The sequence below is a fragment of the Citrobacter sp. RHBSTW-00524 genome, from assembly GCF_013747755.1.
Taxonomy (GTDB): Bacteria; Pseudomonadota; Gammaproteobacteria; order Enterobacterales; family Enterobacteriaceae; genus Citrobacter; species Citrobacter braakii.
In genome coordinates this window covers 2,937,156-2,953,163 of the sequence record NZ_CP056421.1, presented here as the reverse complement: position 1 = coordinate 2,953,163, position 16,008 = coordinate 2,937,156, and the positions used below count along the sequence as shown (strand labels likewise).

16 protein-coding genes are annotated in these 16,008 nt (G+C 49.4%); 8 read left to right on the top strand and 8 right to left on the bottom strand.

All coding sequences use genetic code 11. The features are described 5' to 3' along the window. Positions 1-9: 9 nt before the first annotated feature. Complete coding sequence (locus tag HV229_RS14225; RefSeq protein WP_047358591.1) at positions 10-1,197, bottom strand: CynX/NimT family MFS transporter; 1,188 nt, start codon at positions 1,195-1,197, stop codon at positions 10-12. Between the two features lie 99 nt (positions 1,198-1,296). On the opposite strand from HV229_RS14225, the gene HV229_RS14220 reads away from it, so the two are divergent. Beyond that, positions 1,297-2,115 carry a helix-turn-helix transcriptional regulator gene (locus HV229_RS14220; protein ID WP_047358592.1) on the top strand — a complete coding sequence of 273 codons (819 nt, stop codon included), beginning with the start codon at positions 1,297-1,299 and terminating at the stop codon, positions 2,113-2,115. On the opposite strand, the gene HV229_RS14215 is transcribed toward HV229_RS14220, so the two are convergent. The 3 genes from HV229_RS14215 to dgcJ all read right to left on the bottom strand — a co-directional run bounded on the left by HV229_RS14215 (position 2,072) and on the right by dgcJ (position 4,695). Then, the gene (locus HV229_RS14215) at positions 2,072-2,518 is read right to left on the bottom strand and encodes a DUF441 domain-containing protein (protein ID WP_016152803.1); all 447 of its coding nucleotides are present in this window, start codon (positions 2,516-2,518) and stop codon (positions 2,072-2,074) included. The two genes, HV229_RS14220 and HV229_RS14215, sit on opposite strands and share 44 nt — an antisense overlap. Before the next feature lie 138 nt (positions 2,519-2,656). Beyond that, positions 2,657-3,160, bottom strand: coding sequence for a YbaK/prolyl-tRNA synthetase associated domain-containing protein (locus tag HV229_RS14210; RefSeq protein WP_046275927.1), 504 nt, complete (start codon positions 3,158-3,160; stop codon positions 2,657-2,659). A gap of 44 nt (positions 3,161-3,204) precedes the next feature. After that, the gene (gene dgcJ / locus HV229_RS14205) at positions 3,205-4,695 is read right to left on the bottom strand and encodes a diguanylate cyclase DgcJ (protein WP_181545689.1); all 1,491 of its coding nucleotides are present in this window, start codon (positions 4,693-4,695) and stop codon (positions 3,205-3,207) included. Positions 4,696-4,860: 165 nt separating this feature from the next. Between dgcJ and HV229_RS14200 the strand changes: the two genes are divergently transcribed. From HV229_RS14200 to HV229_RS14190, 3 genes are read left to right on the top strand one after another with little or no spacing between them, the layout of a single operon-like run. Continuing rightward, complete coding sequence (locus tag HV229_RS14200; RefSeq protein ID WP_137380475.1) at positions 4,861-5,631, top strand: class I SAM-dependent methyltransferase; 771 nt, start codon at positions 4,861-4,863, stop codon at positions 5,629-5,631. 14 nt (positions 5,632-5,645) lie between these two features. After that, positions 5,646-6,056 (top strand): hemerythrin domain-containing protein, encoded by a 411-nt coding sequence (locus tag HV229_RS14195; protein ID WP_181545688.1) that lies wholly within the window; start codon positions 5,646-5,648, stop codon positions 6,054-6,056. A gap of 35 nt (positions 6,057-6,091) precedes the next feature. Then, positions 6,092-6,730 carry a CatB-related O-acetyltransferase gene (locus tag HV229_RS14190; RefSeq protein WP_170973730.1) on the top strand — a complete coding sequence of 213 codons (639 nt, stop codon included), beginning with the start codon at positions 6,092-6,094 and terminating at the stop codon, positions 6,728-6,730. Between the two features lie 75 nt (positions 6,731-6,805). Here the strand turns inward: HV229_RS14190 and HV229_RS14185 are convergent, their stop codons facing one another. Continuing rightward, on the bottom strand, positions 6,806-8,089 hold the full coding sequence (locus tag HV229_RS14185) for a YeaH/YhbH family protein (RefSeq protein WP_016152809.1): 1,284 nt from the start codon (positions 8,087-8,089) through the stop codon (positions 6,806-6,808). Positions 8,090-8,212: 123 nt separating this feature from the next. Continuing rightward, the gene (gene yeaG, locus HV229_RS14180; RefSeq protein ID WP_016152810.1) at positions 8,213-10,147 is read right to left on the bottom strand and encodes a protein kinase YeaG; all 1,935 of its coding nucleotides are present in this window, start codon (positions 10,145-10,147) and stop codon (positions 8,213-8,215) included. A 434-nt stretch (positions 10,148-10,581) separates the two neighbouring features. On the opposite strand from yeaG, the gene HV229_RS14175 reads away from it, so the two are divergent. The 4 genes from HV229_RS14175 (at position 10,582) to HV229_RS14160 (ending at position 13,547) form a co-directional block, all read left to right on the top strand. After that, positions 10,582-11,328 carry a MipA/OmpV family protein gene (locus tag HV229_RS14175; RefSeq protein ID WP_016152811.1) on the top strand — a complete coding sequence of 249 codons (747 nt, stop codon included), beginning with the start codon at positions 10,582-10,584 and terminating at the stop codon, positions 11,326-11,328. A gap of 579 nt (positions 11,329-11,907) precedes the next feature. Continuing rightward, the gene (locus tag HV229_RS14170; protein WP_053389182.1) at positions 11,908-12,150 is read left to right on the top strand and encodes a hypothetical protein; all 243 of its coding nucleotides are present in this window, start codon (positions 11,908-11,910) and stop codon (positions 12,148-12,150) included. A 10-nt stretch (positions 12,151-12,160) separates the two neighbouring features. Next, positions 12,161-12,514, top strand: a complete 354-nt coding sequence (locus HV229_RS14165; protein WP_080858690.1) for a hypothetical protein — start codon at positions 12,161-12,163, stop codon at positions 12,512-12,514. Positions 12,515-12,692: 178 nt separating this feature from the next. Continuing rightward, on the top strand, positions 12,693-13,547 hold the full coding sequence (locus HV229_RS14160; RefSeq protein ID WP_019076612.1) for an aldo/keto reductase: 855 nt from the start codon (positions 12,693-12,695) through the stop codon (positions 13,545-13,547). 95 nt (positions 13,548-13,642) lie between these two features. On the opposite strand, the gene HV229_RS14155 is transcribed toward HV229_RS14160, so the two are convergent. After that, complete coding sequence (locus tag HV229_RS14155) at positions 13,643-14,527, bottom strand: D-hexose-6-phosphate mutarotase (RefSeq protein ID WP_016156308.1); 885 nt, start codon at positions 14,525-14,527, stop codon at positions 13,643-13,645. A gap of 199 nt (positions 14,528-14,726) precedes the next feature. Next, positions 14,727-15,722, bottom strand: coding sequence for a glyceraldehyde-3-phosphate dehydrogenase (gene gapA / locus HV229_RS14150; RefSeq protein ID WP_003030697.1), 996 nt, complete (start codon positions 15,720-15,722; stop codon positions 14,727-14,729). Positions 15,723-16,008 lie beyond the last annotated feature (286 nt).

Below are 16,008 nucleotides of genomic sequence, written 5' to 3'. Positions count from 1 at the left end.
CCCGCTGCATTATGCGCTTGCGATCTCCCGATTACGCCCTGCGCACAGACCAAACACTGCCATCAGTATCGCTAACACGGCGACCCCAGCTAATGGAATCAGCCAGCTACCATTGAGGTCGTGAATCTTACCCATCAGCGGTGGCCCACAGGCAGCCAGTAAATACCCGACGGATTGTGCCATGCCGGACAGGGCCGCGGCCTGATGCGCTGAGCTTGCACGCAGGCCAATAAAGGTCAAACCAAGGATCATCGTGGCGCCTGAGCCAAAGCCAAACAGTATGGTCCACAGCAAAGCCTGCCCGGGCATTACCGCGAATCCGGCTGCGCCGACGGCGCACATTAACGAAACCAGTGCGGCGATGGCGCGCTGATCCTTAAATCTGTTCAGGACGAGAGGGATCAATAACCCCGGCGCGGCGGTTGCCAGTTGCAGTAAACCATGCAACGAACCGGCCTGCGCTTCGCTGTAGCCGTGGCTGATTAAAATGGCGGGTAGCCAGCCAATGATCACGTAGTAGATAAGTGAATTGATCCCGAGAAACAGCGTCACCTGCCAGGCGAGGCTCGAGCGCCAGATCGCGCGGGAATGCAACGCGCGCGAGTTGCTCAAACTGGCATTGGCCGTCTGGCGACATTGGGGTAACCAGATAATCAGCGCCAGCAGCGGAAAGACCATCAGTACCATCAGCGCACCGCGCCAGCCAAACCCGTTCAGCGCCAGCGGAACCACAATAGCTGAACCCAGTGCCGCCGCTGCGCCCATAGTCAGCGAGTATGCGCCAGTGAGTTTTGCCACATGCTGAGCAAAATCACGCTTAATCAGCCCAGGTAACAGCACATTTCCCAGCGCGATTCCGCAACCAATGATAGCGGTGCCGCTAAACAGGAAACCTGGTGTGGGCAGAGAACGTATCGCAATACCAGCGCAAATCAGTAGCATTGCGGCAAACAGGCTGCGTTCGATACCCCAACGGCGTGCAACGGCGGCGGCCAGAGGCGATACCAGTGCGAAGGCCAGCAGCGGCAGGGTGGTCAGAAGTCCCGTCTGGGCGGTACTCAGGCCGTAGTCGGTGCGAATTGCATCCAGCAGCGGGGCGGCTCCGGTAAAGGTGACGCGCAGCGTGGTGGCAATCATCAGGATCCCCGCGATCAGCCAGGCTGCGTTTTTGCCGCGGGAGGAAGGCATATTTGTCATTTTTTTCTCATATCGTCAGGCGAGGCGATACTTTAGCGTTTTTACTCAATGGATGAATCAAGCTAAAATGACAGTTTATCGCTAAAAACGGACATTTTTATGTTAGGACTGAGGCTGGATGGGTATGAGCCCGACCTTTACCACGATGCGGCGGTGGCGTTTTGTATACAGGCCCGGGAAGATGAACTCTTCAGTCCGCTGCATCAGCACCGTAAGGGGCAGTTGATTCTGGCCTTGCATGGCGCGATCACCTGTGAGGTTGAAAATGCCATGTGGATGGTGCCTCCACAATATGCGGTATGGATCCCCGGTGAAATTCCACACAGCAATCACGTTACCGTTGGGGCGCAACTGTGCTTTTTGTTTATTGAGCCGCAGGCAGTAGTGATGCCTGAACGCTGCTGCACCCTGAAAATCGCCCCATTATGTCGGGAACTCATTCTGGCGCTGGCGTCCAAAACGGATGATCAACGGCTGGAGCCGTCTACCCAGCGGCTGACGCAAGTGTTATTTGATGAACTCCCGCAGCAGCCGCAGGAGCAAATGCAGTTGCCGGTTTCCGATCACCCGAAAATCCGCAGAATGGTCGCGACGATGGCGCGGGAGCCCGCGCAGTGGCAGACGCTGGGACAGTGGGCCAGCGTATTTGCGATGAGTGAGCGGAACCTCGCCCGTCTGGTCGTTAAAGAAACGGGGTTGAGTTTTCGCCGCTGGCGTCACCAGCTTCAATTGATTCTGGCGCTGCAGGCGCTGATAGATGGTCATAACGTGCAACAGGTTGCGCAAATGCTCGGTTACGATTCGACCACGGCATTTATCACCATGTTCAAAAAAGGCCTGGGACAGACGCCAGGCCGTTATCTGGCTGGACTGGCTACTGCTTCCCAACAATCAATGACACCAGACCTGCCGCAATGAGCGGTCCCACCGGCACACCGCGAAATAGCGCCACGCCCAGTACTGTACCCACCAGTAAACCGGCCACAAGCTGAGGCTGGCTACCCATGAGCGTGACACCGCGCCCGCCAAGCCAGGAGACGAATACCCCGATGGCAATAGCGACCAGTGATTTCCAGTTCACAAAGGAGTGGATGAGCGTGGAGGGGGGGAGCGTTCCGCTGGCGATCGGCGCCATGACGCCAATGGTTAGAATTATAATCCCGACGGTCAGGCCCTGTTTTTCTATCCATGGAAAGAACGTATTCAGAGGGGTAACACGAACAATGATCAGCACCAGAATTGAAACAGCGACAGTGGTGTTGTGGCTGACAAAGCCCAGAGCTGCCAGTCCGAGCAGGATCAGCAGAGTGACATCAAACATCGTAGTTTCCTTGCCAAAAGAAAAAATAAGCCTGCTTACTGTACGCGTAAACGCGTGACGGAACAGGCTTTTTTTAATGATTATGATTTTTTTTGGGCTAATGCACGATGCTACGTTTTTTACTCCTGACTCGGACGGCTATTGTACGCGGCGGAACGGGAGTAATTCCGGTTGCGCGATACGCAGGTAATCTGCGGTATCCATGATCACGGATTTTTCCAGCACTCCGGCATTGAACGCAATTTCATTAAAACGCTCAAACAATAGCGGATCGGCGACCAGCTTAAGTTTTGGATGGAAGCTAAACGGTGGGATAGCGCCAAATACGCAACCTGTCAGTGCATCGACTTCCGCCGGGCTGGCAAGTGATGCTCTTAACCCGCCGATATGACTGGCTAACAGACTCAGGTCGGCCTGCTGGTCGGCAGAAAGAATCGCCAGGACATGCTGATTAACGCCGTTGCCTTTGACCTTACAAACCAGCGCTTTTGCTCCCTGGCCCAGTGCGGTACCGCGAATTTCAGAAACCGCTTCACATTTGCCGACCGCTTCATGGCTTACCACGCGATACGTTGCGCCTTGTTCTGACAACAGCGAAATTAAACGCTGATGCGTTGCGTTACCTTTGTTCACTTCCGTCATGACTTACTCCTGGTACAACAATGAAAATCCTGTCAGAAAAATGATTACGCATCCGCGCGTTTTTTCTGTTTGTTCAGGTAGAGCTGTGCATCGGATGCTTTGTAGGCATCATCAATGGTGTCGTTTGGCTGCATATTATAAATCCCTGCGGAGAAGCTGATTGCTCTATCTTGCGCAATAATTTGTAAGTTATAGCGAATCCTCTCCAGCAGACGAGGCGTTAATTCAGCGGGGTAATCGATGAGGATAATGCAAAACTCATCCCCACCGAGGCGTATGGCATAGTCGTTTTTGCGAATCGAGGTTTGAATGGCTCTAGCCAGAATGGTGATAATTCGATCGCCTTCCTTATGCCCCTGCGTATCATTAATGACTTTTAGTTTATCGCAATCAATGGCGATAAAGGTCACGAGGGTGCCCGCGTTTACCAACTGCTGTAAACGCTGTTCGAGCGTCGGCGTTAAAATTTTGCGGTTGTAGAGCCCGGTCATCGCGTCACTGATATTTTCACGCGTGACGTTGTGATACAGCCGAAAATGCGTTCTGACCATATTCAGCAACAGTATTGTCGCCAGCAGATAGAAGGCGAATACTTTCCAGGAGGAGACAATAAAGTACATAAAATCAAGCGATAAGGTGATGCGTATACCGCCGGGCATGTCCTCCTGGTAGTGAACATAGCTAAACAGGTTGTTCTCACTTTGGTGAACGAGTATCTCTTTACCTGAGTTGATGTCCGAAAGCGTCACGTTAAGATAGCGCCAGACGAGAGGGCGGTCGCTGGTATAGAAAATATTCTTTAAATTCTCTTTGTTAATATCCACCATCACCACGCCTTTTAACTTACCGGCATAGTAGACCGGTGTTAAAAAGCTCATCACTTTTTTCTCGGTCAGGTTATCTTCATAAATACGGGAGATTACCGTGCGGCCAGTGAAAATACCGTCAATATCATTCTGGTTGATACCCAGGTTTCCTTTTTGCAAAAACGACCAGTTGTGTATCGCAAATTTCCGCGAATCGACCAGATCAAAGAAATAGACGTAATTATTTTTGAGATCGACGTAATATCGAAATTTATACTCCTGCATACCTAAACCATGACCGTAATCTTTCTGCTCACGATTAACGTTTACCGCCCGGTCAAAAGAGGGCAGTAGAAATATGTCTTCAAGTTTCTCGCTACATTTTGTGGTGGGGGTTTGCAACGTACCGTGTAATGGTAGGTAGTTATGCTGGGTGAGGTTGAGCCCATGAGTGCCGTTAACGCTGTCGAAAGCGTTGCAAAGTGCTTTTTGTTGCTCGATAGAAGCGGGTTCCTGGGGGGATGAAAATGTGCGCATCAGATGGGCTGCAATACTTTGATTAGTATACTTATCATAGAGAAACGACGAGTCGGCTTTCTCATTGATATAGCGCATGTACGCATTCATTGCTTTATCGCTGGCAATGAGCTCATAAACCAAAAAAGAAAATGTCAAAACAACTACGCTGACGGAGATAAAGAGCCTGAGCGCTTTATGATGCAATTGCATAATGATGTACAGCCCTGTAAGTCTGATACTTCAGTCTATCACACGGCATTCATCCGCTCTAACGCTACTGGGAAGGGCATTTTGTAATAAAAATCATTCGCGTGCTTCACCTTTAACTCTTATTGTTGTATTTATAATGCAACTTATAAGAAAGGAGACAAGCAGATGAGCGCGACTGATAAAGCGGGCCATACGTTCTTAGCCAGCCTGGGCAAAACCCGTCTGCGTCCGGGGGGCGTTGAAGCAACAGAGTGGTTGTTCAGCCAGTCACAGCTGACGCCCGACAGCCAGGTGCTGGAAGTGGCGTGTAACATGGCCACGACGGCGATAGAGTTAGTTCAACGTTTTGGTTGTACGGTATACGCCATTGATATGGATAAAACCGCACTGGCAAACGCCAGAAATAACGTGGCGGCAAATGGTCTGGAAAATCACATTCACGTTATGGCAGCTAACGCTAACACCCTTCCATTTGCGGATAACAGTTTCGACGTTGTGATCAACGAAGCCATGCTGACAATGTATGCCGATAAAGCGAAGGCGAAGTTAATTGCCGAGTATTATCGCGTATTGAAGCCCGGCGGGCGTCTGTTAACTCACGACATTATGTTCACCGCACAAAAACTGGTCGCGGGCGAGCAGGGCCAGCTTGTAGAGGTAGTGAAATCAAACGTTAGCCCGATGACCAGACAAGGCTGGCGCGATTTATTTCTGAACGGTGGGTTTGCACAGGTCTTGCAGCAGAATGGTGATATGTCGCTGATGTCGCCGCGAGGATTAATTCGTGATGAAGGGCTGACTGGGGCGGTTAAAATTGTGTTTAACGGCTTACGCACACGCGAAAATCGTCGCCGGTTCCTGAAAATGTTTCGCTTCTTCCGTTCGCAACGTCACCAGCTAAACTACATTGCCTGCTGCTCCGTAAAGGGAAAATAAAAAAGGATAAACGGATGAATATTGATAAAATGAAAGATCAGCATGTTGAAATTTTGGAAAAAATATCATTTCTACGTACGTTGAGCCATGCAGGCGTATCATCCAATGCCCAGGAAATTGCAACTGCGATCGTTAGCATGAGTGCCATTATAAAAACACATTTGTCTGCTGAAGATCAGTTCCTTTATCCACATATTGAGCAGGATGGAAATAGTACGCTCAGACAGGTTAGCTCAAAATTTCAACGTGAAATGACGGATATCGTCAGCGAATATGAAGTTTTTTCCCGGCGCTGGAATATTGCCAGTAAATTAAAAGGTAATGATGAGGCATTCAGACGTGATGCCAACAATGTTCTACGCAAAGTGTATGAGCGTATGCAAAAAGAAAATAAAGACTTCTATCCGCTGGTGGAAAGGATGTAGGGTGTTTTAAAACACAATGATAAAAGGATGGCGAAGTGTCAGAAAAACACTGGTCGAGAATGGAGTACCTTCATCAGACAGTGACCAACCCTAATATAGTTATTAAGGGTACGCATAGCTATTACAGTGACTGCTGGGATCAAGGATTCGAACGTTCGGTGGTGCGGTATTTACTCGGTGATGAGATCAGCCGGGACTGGGAACCGCTTGGGCATTTGGATAAGTTGATTATTGGGAATTTCGTCTGCATTGGCGCTGAGAGCGTTATTCTGATGGGGGGAAATAGTACGCATCGGCTTGACTGGATCAGTCTTTATCCCTTTATGGCGTCGATCAAAGATGCCTACGAGTTTCGGGGTGACACGGTGTTGCATGATGGTTGCTGGTTAGGCATGCGCGCCATGATCATGCCAGGCGTTACGCTCGGGGAAGGCGCTGTTGTCGCAGCAGGTGCTGTGGTGACTAAAGATGTGCCACCGTATGCGGTAGTCGGCGGCAATCCGGCAAAAATAATAAAATATCGCCTGCCGGTGGGGGATATTGAACGAATACTGGCCCTTAATTTGTATCAACTTCCGGAAGAGTCGCTCGTGAAAATGCAACCGCTGTTGTCTTCTGGCGATATTTCCGCGCTCGAAGTGGAAGTGGCTAGCCTGAGACAAAATGCTAAATGACATAACATGTGGTCGAAACGCGAGGTCATAAAAATCAACCAGAGGAGATAACCTCTGGCTGATTTATGTATGTGGTTAGCTATTGCTGGTTGTACTTTGCTTATGAAACAGTTCGCGAAAGACCGGATAAATATCATCCTGGTCGCGGATATGCTGCATCGCAAAGTTTTCAAACGTTGATTGCAGATGTTCGTATTCACGCCACAAGGTCTGGTGCGCGCGGCGGGTGATTTCGATATAGCTATAATATCGTACCATCGGCAGCAGTTTTTTCGCCAGAATCTCATGACACAACGGGGAATCATCCGCCCAGTTATCACCGTCCGAGGCCTGTGCGGCATAGATGTTCCACTGGGCCGGGTCGTAACGGTCTTTTACCACTTCATCCATTAACTTCAGCGCGCTGGAGACAATGGTTCCCCCGGTTTCCTGAGAGTAGAAGAACTCGTGCTCATCCACCTCTTTCGCCTGGGTATGGTGGCGAATATAAACCACTTCCACGTTTTTGTAGGTCCGACTCAAGAACAGATACAGCAAGATATAAAAACGCTTGGCCATATCTTTGGTCGACTGATCCATTGAACCGGAGACGTCCATCAGACAGAACATCACTGCCTGGCTGGAAGGATCGGGCCGTTTTTCATAATTCTTGTAGCGTAAATCAAAGGTGTCGATAAACGGCACGCGTTCGATTTTTGCCCGTAGTTCGGCAATCTCTTTGCGTAACCGTTCCTCTTCCAGCAACTGCGCTGGTTCACTTTTCGCGATGGTTTCCAGATCCGCTTCGAGCGCATGCAATTCGCGACGCTTACCTGCCGTCATCGCTGTGCGGCGCGCCAGTGAGTTTTGCAGGGAGCGCACCACGCTGATGTTGGCAGGCACGCCGTTAGAGGTGAAACCTGCCCGGTGCGTTTTGTACTCCGTTAACTGACGCTGCTGATTCTGCTTCAGGTTAGGAAGTGCTAAATCTTCGAACAACAGATCGAGATATTCATCTTTAGAGATCTGGAAGACGAACTCATCCTGACCCTCGCCATCCTGGCTGGCCTGGCCTTGTCCGCTTCCTGAACCACCGCCGCCGCCCTGCGGGCGTTCAATGCGGTCGTTCTGCACAAAATGGTCGTTACCCGGATGCACGCGATGGCGCAAGCCGCCACGCCCCTGATGGAACATCGGTTCGCTAATATCATCAGTCGGAATAGAGACAGATTCGCCGCTATCCACATCAGTCACCGAACGCTTGTTAATGGCCTCGGAGATCGACTGTTTAATTTGCGATTTATAACGGCGTAAGAAGCGCTGGCGGTTTACCGTGCTCTTGTTTTTGCCGTTAAGACGCCGGTCAATAAACCAGGTCATAAGCCCCCCGTACTGCATTTGCCAACTTTATGCTACATCAGTAACGCCGGATGCGCTGAGCATATCCGGCCTACGGATGTGTATTGTAGGCCCGGCAAGCGTACGCGCCTCCGGGCACTTATTTTAAGACGATTTACGTACGCGCAAATACCATTCGCACAGTAAACGTACCTGCTTACGCGTGTAGCCTTTTTCCATCATCCGGTCGACAAAATCGTCGTGTTTTTTCTGCTCGTCAGTTGAGGTTTTGGCGTTGAACGAAATGACCGGCAGCAGCTCCTCGGTATTGGAGAACATTTTCTTCTCAATGACCGTGCGCAGTTTTTCGTAACTGGTCCAGTTTGGATTGCGACCGCTGTTATTCGCTCTGGCACGCAGAACAAAGTTGACGATCTCGTTACGGAAATCTTTGGGGTTACTGATACCCGCCGGTTTCTCAATTTTCTCCAGTTCTGAGTTCAACGACTCGCGGTCAAACAGCTGACCGGTATCCGGGTCGCGATACTCCTGATCCTGAATCCAGAAATCCGCATAAGTGACATAACGGTCGAAAATGTTTTGTCCATATTCGGAATAGGATTCGAGATAAGCCGTCTGGATCTCTTTGCCGATGAACTCAGCATATTTCGGGATCAGATAGCCTTTCAGGAACTCAAGGTAACGTTCTGCCAGCTCCTGCGGGAACTGTTCGCGCTCGATTTGCTGCTCCAGTACGTAGAACAGATGCACCGGGTTAGCTGCCACTTCGGCGTGGTCAAAGTTAAAGACGCGTGAGAGGATCTTAAACGCGAAGCGCGTGGAAAGACCGTTCATTCCCTCATCGACCCCGGCGTAATCCCGATATTCCTGATAGGACTTCGCTTTTGGATCGGTATCTTTCAGGCTTTCCCCATCGTAAACGCGCATCTTCGAGTAAATGCTCGAGTTCTCAGGCTCTTTCAGGCGAGAAAGAATGGTAAAGCGAGAGAGCGTTTCCAGCGTGCCCGGTGCGCAAGGCGCATGGGTCAGCTCACTGTGGTTAAGCAGTTTTTCGTAAATTTTGATCTCTTCGGAGATCCGCAGGCAATAAGGCACTTTGACGATGTAAACACGGTCAAGGAACGCCTCATTGTTTTTATTATTACGGAACGTCACCCATTCGGACTCGTTCGAGTGGGCAAGAATAATTCCGTTAAACGGCAGGGCAGAGATACCTTCTGTCCCGTTGTAGTTTCCTTCCTGGGTTGCGGTCAGCAGAGGATGCAGCACTTTAATTGGTGCTTTAAACATCTCAACGAACTCCATAATCCCCTGGTTTGAGCGGCACAGTGCGCCCGAATAACCGTAGGCATCAGGATCGTTCTGGGCGTGGTGTTCGAGTTTACGAATATCCACTTTCCCGACCAGCGCAGAGATATCCTGGTTGTTTTCATCACCAGGCTCCGTTTTGGCGATAGCGATCTGCTCCAGAATAGACGGCCAGACTTTGACAACGCGGAATTTTGTAATGTCCCCGCCAAAATCATGCAGACGTTTTGCAGCCCAGGGCGACATGATCGTACCGAGATAACGACGTGGGATCCCATACTCTTTTTCCAGGATCTGCGCGTCTTCCTGTGGGTTAAACAGGCATAACGGATGATCGTTTACCGGGCTACGCTCGCCGTTGGCGCTCAGGACATAAATCGGTACTCGCTGCATCAGCGACTTCAGCCGCTCAGCAAGAGATGATTTCCCCCCTCCCACAGGCCCCAGCAGATACAGAATCTGCTTCTTCTCTTCCAGACCCTGAGCCGCATGCTTCAAATAAGAAACAATCTGCTCAATGGCCTCTTCCATGCCATAAAACTCTTCAAAAGCGGGGTATCGTGCAATCACCCGATTCGAAAAGAGTCGAGAAAGACGAGGTTCGTGGGCAGTGTCGACCATGACAGGCTCACCAATAGCCATTAATAGCCGCTCTGCCGCATTGGCATAAGCGCTGCGATCTTGCCGACAAGTGGTAAGAAACTCCTGCAGCGTGAACTCTTCGTCCTTGGCAGCTTCATAACGCTGGCGATAGTGATCGAATATATTCATGGTATGCCGTCCTTTCGTTTTTTTAGCACATGTTAAGAGCCGTTCATATGAATAGTAGAGGCCCCTGAAGAGGTAAACTGAACGACGTCGCTGCTGAAGAAATAAGCAACTCTCATGCCATTGTGGTGGTCAGGAGATCAACGTATTCGGTGATACACCTTCTAAAATTAAGCGTAGATGGCATTTGCAAAACTTGCCTGTGTGCGCAAATGAATTTCAATGGCATATCAATAACTCATCAGCAAAAAAAGCATATCTTTTGTAAATCTATGGAGCAGGATTCATGCGGTGTTCACTGTCCTGCAAGCAAAATGTCATCACTCGCTGAGAAATTAGGGGGTTACATTCTGGGGCGAATCCGTAAAATAGTTGGGCTGAAGCGTATTGACGGTTAAACTTTGACCGCTACACATTTAAATAAGGAATTATTGACTGTGACCAAACTCAAACTTCTGGCACTTAGCGTGCTTATCGCCACTTCCGCTAACGTCGCACAGGCAGAGAGCAACCTGACGCTGGGCGCAGGCGTTGGTGTGGTTGAGCACCCTTACAAAGATTACGATAGTGACGTTTACCCGGTCCCGGTTGTGACTTATGAAAGCGATAACTTCTGGTTCCGTGGTCTGGGCGGTGGTTACTACCTGTGGAATGACGATACCGATAAGCTGTCGGTGATGGCCTATTGGTCGCCAATGTACTTCAAACCGGGTGACAGCGACGACAACCGTCTGCGTAGTCTGGATAAACGTAAGAGCACCATGATGGCTGGCCTTTCTTACATTCACAACACGCAATACGGTTTCCTGCGTACCAGCCTTGCAGGCGATACGCTGGATAACAGCAATGGTATTGTATGGGATCTGGCGTGGTTATACCGCTATACCAATGGCGGTTTGACGTTGACTCCGGGGATTGGTGTCGAGTGGAACAGTGAAAACCAGAATGAATACTATTATGGTGTTTCACGCCATGAATCTGCCCGTAGCGGCTTGCGTAGCTACGATCCTGAAAGCTCCTGGAACCCGTATCTGGAGCTCAGCGCAAACTATAACTTCCTGGGCAACTGGAGCGTATACGGTACTGCGCGTTATACCCGCCTGTCTGATGAAGTGACAGACAGCCCGATGGTGGACAAATCCTGGACGGGTCTGATTTCAACGGGTGTTACCTACAAGTTCTGATGCCACTGCGTGTCAAACACTAGCCCGCAGAGATGCGGGCTTTTTTGTGCATATCAGAGATGAATATTGATCCAAAACATGTGATTTGATTTTTTGTGCTGTTTTGGCATTACATCGGCCGCAACAAATAGTTAACGTATTTTTCCTGCCGCAATTACCAAAATTAAACCTGTTGTTTGATGAGACTGAAATCTATTCGTTTGTGAATGGAAGAGTATCTGTACAGTTTCACGAATCATTGTTCTGGGAGAGTGATTTCTGGTTGCGCAATATATTGATAATATTCTATTTTATAATCACGGTATAATTTTATCGTGAAACTCTCGCCACTAAAAATAGCAAGGTAACTATTTTATTATTGTTGTGTAACGATGAAAGTTAACTTTCATTTGAAAAAAATAAAATCATTAAGTTAATTTTTATTTTACATCTTTTAGGTATTTATCTGAAAAAATTAAAATTGACATTAAATAAGCGATTGCAGATATTACTCCAACTTAATAAGTAAAGACAGTAACGCTGCATGGCTCAGATATTAAATGTCATGTGGTTTTCTTGCGAATAAACCTGGTAGAGATAATGAAAAAGTTAATCATGATAGCAGTGATGGGTGGGATTCTGACGGGATGTTCCACCGAGGCTTCACGCATGAGTGCTTGCGAAAGCAAGGGCGTGAGCCGCGATGCCTGCTATATCGCTGAGCAAAACCGTCAGGCGACAATCAATGCCGTAGCTGAAAAACAAGCTATGGAGAACGCGCAAAACTTATATAACTCAAATGATACTAATTCCAGTCATCACCACAAACACAATAATTATTAAGGTGTAACTTATGAAGAAATTAATAATTATCGCTGTACTGGTCGCAACATCTGCTGCTGCACCAGCCTATGCCATCAGCGAGGCTTACCGTCAGCAGTTACAGCATGAACATAAAACGATGGTCAGCGATGCTAATGCTCCGCTGCAAGCCAGTAAAATCACACCCGTGAATGTGAATAAACTGGGCGTAGACTTTAAACGTGGCGCTGATGGTATTGCTTATATTAATGGCAAAGCTGCGGCAAATGATGAGAACAATGCAGACGCTCAGTCTTATAGCGCGGGCTTGATTTCCGTCATTGTCTATAAAAACGGGAAAATTAACGCGATGAAAGAGGGGAAATATTTAGGTCGCTTAAAATAACCGCAGTGCAGTTAAGATTTTCTGTCATTCGGCCCGGGAGCATTGTTTGTTCCCGGGTTTTTTATTGCCGTTGCCATAGCGGTCAACTTCCAATCTTAGAAGGTGCAATTTGTGCACCCTAACAGGACACATGCCAGTTGTTTTGCTTTACTGTGGTGCATTAACACAGGAGGGCGCGATGACAGCGAAACAGGTGATGTTTACAAAGCAGGTATCGCTGCCTGCTATTGGGCAGGGAACATGGTACATGGGCGAGGATCCTGGCCGACGCCGGGAAGAGGTTTCAGCGCTGCGGGCTGGTCTGGATCTCGGTCTGCGGTTGATCGATACCGCCGAAATGTATGCAGATGGTGCAGCGGAAGAGGTAGTGGGTGAAGCATTAATCGGGTGTCGTGATAGCGCTTTTTTAGTCTCGAAAGTATACCCTTGGAATGCCGGTGGTCAGAAAGCCATTGCCGCCTGTGAGGCGAGCCTGCGTCGACTAAAAACCGATTATCTGGATCTCTATTTGCTCCACTGGACGGGCAGTTTTTCATTTGCTGAGACCGTGGATGCCATGGAAGCACTCATTGCGCAGGGGAAAATCCGCCGCTGGGGCGTCTCTAATCTCGATTACGATGACATGCAGGCGTTATGGCAAGTCACAGGTGGGCGGGAATGTGCCACTAACCAGGTGCTTTATCATTTAGCATCGCGCGGTATTGAATATGATTTACTGCCGTGGTGCCAGCAGCAGCAGATGCCGGTCATGGCTTACAGTCCGCTGGCTCAGGCGGGGCGATTGCGCGGTGACTTGCTTTCTCACTCTGTGGTGAACGACATCGCGCACGCGCACAATGTTAGTGCTGCGCAGATTTTGCTGGCATGGGTGATCCGTCTGCCGGGCGTGATGGCGATTCCAAAAGCGGCAAGCATAGCGCATGTCGAACAAAATGCCGCCGCGCTGGAGATAACGCTCTCAGTTGATGAGCTGAAGCAGTTAGATAAGGCATATCCAGCGCCAAAGGGTAAAACGGCGCTGGATATGGCCTGATTTGCCGAATGGCGATGCTCACGCTTCTTATCCGGCCAACGCAATGTTTGGTAGGCCGGATAAGGCGCAAGTTCCGTCAGGCTACAGACACAATTTTAGCGTTTAGCAACGCGGATAGTTTGTGCCAGGCGTGATGGTTTTTCTTCGCGGGTTTTCTGCGGCGCGGTTGCGTAAGCCGTCTCTACGCAAACAAACGTTTTATAGCCGTCATCCGGCATGTCGCCCATGCTAACGGACAGCGCCGGACCCGGGTTCCAGCCCACGACATTCAGATGGTGATGATGGACAACGTCAATATTGCGGTTGAGCGCATCATCATGGATAACGCTGCACGCTTGCGGATTCAGATAGACACGATCGGTGCGGTCCGGGAAGGTCTGGATACCATCAGCCAGCACATCTTCTTTAGCATCATTCACTTTGTCGATCAGGCGATCGCCAAGTCCACTGACTTTTACTGCCGCAATGTCACCGACGTTGAAATAGGTATGCAGCGCAGAGGTGGTTTCAAATTCACCGTGGGCTTCCAGTTCCATTTCACAGGTGGCACCTACTTTGAAACGGGCCAGCAGGCAGAACTCGTGCGGCCATAGCTGACGCGTTTCAGCGTTGCTTTGCAATTCAAACGTCAGCACCACGCCATTGTCGTCTTCATTGTGCGCTTTCAGCGTCCATGGCAGGTTGCGGGCAAAACCATGAGAAGGCAGGCCCTGCTGAGCAGCCGGACCAAACCACGGCCAGCAAATTGGTACGCCGCCACGCAGCGCTACGCCGGTTTTAAACGGGGTATTGTTACTTAGCCACAGGACTTCCTCTTCGCCGTTGGGTTTCCAGGAAAGAAGATGTGCGCCCTGCAGTGCGAAAGATGCTTTAACCTGTGGATGATCGACCACAAGAATCTCAAGTTCATCAAGCTGGCGGCGGGAGAGGACCGGGGTAATTTGTTCGATTACCGGAAGTGCAAAAATTTTATTAATCATTATGCAATCCTTTTTTTTACCCTAAATAATTCGAGTTGCAGGACGGCGGCAAGTGAACGATCCCGATGAGCTTACAGAAGTAAGTGATTCGGGTGAGAGAGCATTGCCAACACACCGGTAACTTGAAGTATGACGGGTATCTTCAGGCAAAAAAAAGAGCGACCTGAGTCGCTCTTACAGATTACTGTTTCATCTCAACTTATTTGGAGATGTGAGCAATCAGGTCCAGAACTTTGTTGGAGTAGCCGGTTTCGTTGTCGTACCAGGATACCAGTTTCACGAAGTTGTCGTTCAGTGCGATACCAGCTTTAGCATCGAACACGGAAGTGCAAACTTCACCGTTGAAATCGGTAGATACTACGTCGTCTTCGGTGTAACCCAGAACGCCTTTCATCGGGCCTTCGGAAGCAGCTTTGATTGCTTTCTTAATTTCTTCGTAAGAAGCAGCTTTTTCCAGACGAACGGTCAGGTCAACAACAGATACGTTCGGGGTAGGAACGCGGAACGCCATACCAGTCAGTTTGCCATTCAGTTCTGGCAGTACTTTACCTACAGCTTTAGCAGCACCGGTAGAGGACGGGATGATGTTCTGGGATGCGCCGCGGCCGCCGCGCCAGTCTTTGTGAGACGGGCCATCAACGGTTTTCTGAGTAGCGGTGGTCGCGTGAACAGTAGTCATCAGACCTTCGATGATGCCGAAGTTGTCGTTGATAACTTTAGCCAGCGGAGCCAGGCAGTTAGTGGTGCAGGAAGCGTTAGAAACGATGTCCTGACCTTCGTATTTGTCAAAGTTAGCGCCTTTAACAAACATCGGAGTGTTATCTTTGGACGGACCAGTCAGAACCACTTTTTTCGCGCCAGCAGTGATGTGCTTACGAGCGGTTTCATCTGTCAGGAACAGGCCAGTAGCTTCAGCTACTACGTCAACACCAACTTCGTCCCATTTCAGGTTAGCCGGATCACGTTCAGCGGTAACACGGATTTTTTTACCGTTTACGATCAGATGACCGTCTTTCACTTCAACGGTACCGTTGAAACGGCCGTGAGTGGAGTCATATTTCAGCATGTAAGCCATGTAGTCAGCGTCTAACAGGTCGTTGATTGCAACGATCTCGATGTCAGAGCGTTCTTGAGCAGCACGGAAAACAATGCGACCGATACGGCCAAAACCGTTGATACCTACTTTGATAGTCATATATTCCACCAGCTATTTGTTAGTGAATAAAAGGTTGCCTGTAAAATTACAAAAACCTTACGCAGCGTCAAGCGGAATCGTGTCAATCATTGCGACAAATCAATCTGCTGCTTAAGCTTTGCGCAACTGACTCGCCTCACTCTTCCTTTGGGCTTGAAACCACATGGGGTCGGCGGCCCGAATTTTAAAGGGCAATCAAGATAAAAACGTGATTGTGATCACGAATTGCAGGCTGCCATTTCGCACGGATCAAGTTTAGAACAAAAGTTCGCACTCTGGTGTTAAT

Coding starts and splice junctions, on each gene's coding strand:
- gapA (WP_003030697.1), bottom strand. CDS start 15,722: ATGACTATCAAAGTAGGTATCAACGGTTTTGGCCGTATCGGTCGCATT.
- dgcJ (WP_181545689.1), bottom strand. CDS start 4,695: ATGCAATTGCATCATAAAGCGCTCAGGCTCTTTATCTCCGTCAGCGTA.
- HV229_RS14155 (WP_016156308.1), bottom strand. CDS start 14,527: ATGATTAATAAAATTTTTGCACTTCCGGTAATCGAACAAATTACCCCG.
- HV229_RS14225 (WP_047358591.1), bottom strand. CDS start 1,197: ATGACAAATATGCCTTCCTCCCGCGGCAAAAACGCAGCCTGGCTGATC.
- HV229_RS14165 (WP_080858690.1), top strand. CDS start 12,161: ATGAAGAAATTAATAATTATCGCTGTACTGGTCGCAACATCTGCTGCT.
- HV229_RS14200 (WP_137380475.1), top strand. CDS start 4,861: ATGAGCGCGACTGATAAAGCGGGCCATACGTTCTTAGCCAGCCTGGGC.
- HV229_RS14215 (WP_016152803.1), bottom strand. CDS start 2,518: ATGTTTGATGTCACTCTGCTGATCCTGCTCGGACTGGCAGCTCTGGGC.
- HV229_RS14220 (WP_047358592.1), top strand. CDS start 1,297: ATGTTAGGACTGAGGCTGGATGGGTATGAGCCCGACCTTTACCACGAT.
- HV229_RS14170 (WP_053389182.1), top strand. CDS start 11,908: ATGAAAAAGTTAATCATGATAGCAGTGATGGGTGGGATTCTGACGGGA.
- yeaG (WP_016152810.1), bottom strand. CDS start 10,147: ATGAATATATTCGATCACTATCGCCAGCGTTATGAAGCTGCCAAGGAC.
- HV229_RS14210 (WP_046275927.1), bottom strand. CDS start 3,160: ATGACGGAAGTGAACAAAGGTAACGCAACGCATCAGCGTTTAATTTCG.
- HV229_RS14185 (WP_016152809.1), bottom strand. CDS start 8,089: ATGACCTGGTTTATTGACCGGCGTCTTAACGGCAAAAACAAGAGCACG.
- HV229_RS14195 (WP_181545688.1), top strand. CDS start 5,646: ATGAATATTGATAAAATGAAAGATCAGCATGTTGAAATTTTGGAAAAA.
- HV229_RS14160 (WP_019076612.1), top strand. CDS start 12,693: ATGACAGCGAAACAGGTGATGTTTACAAAGCAGGTATCGCTGCCTGCT.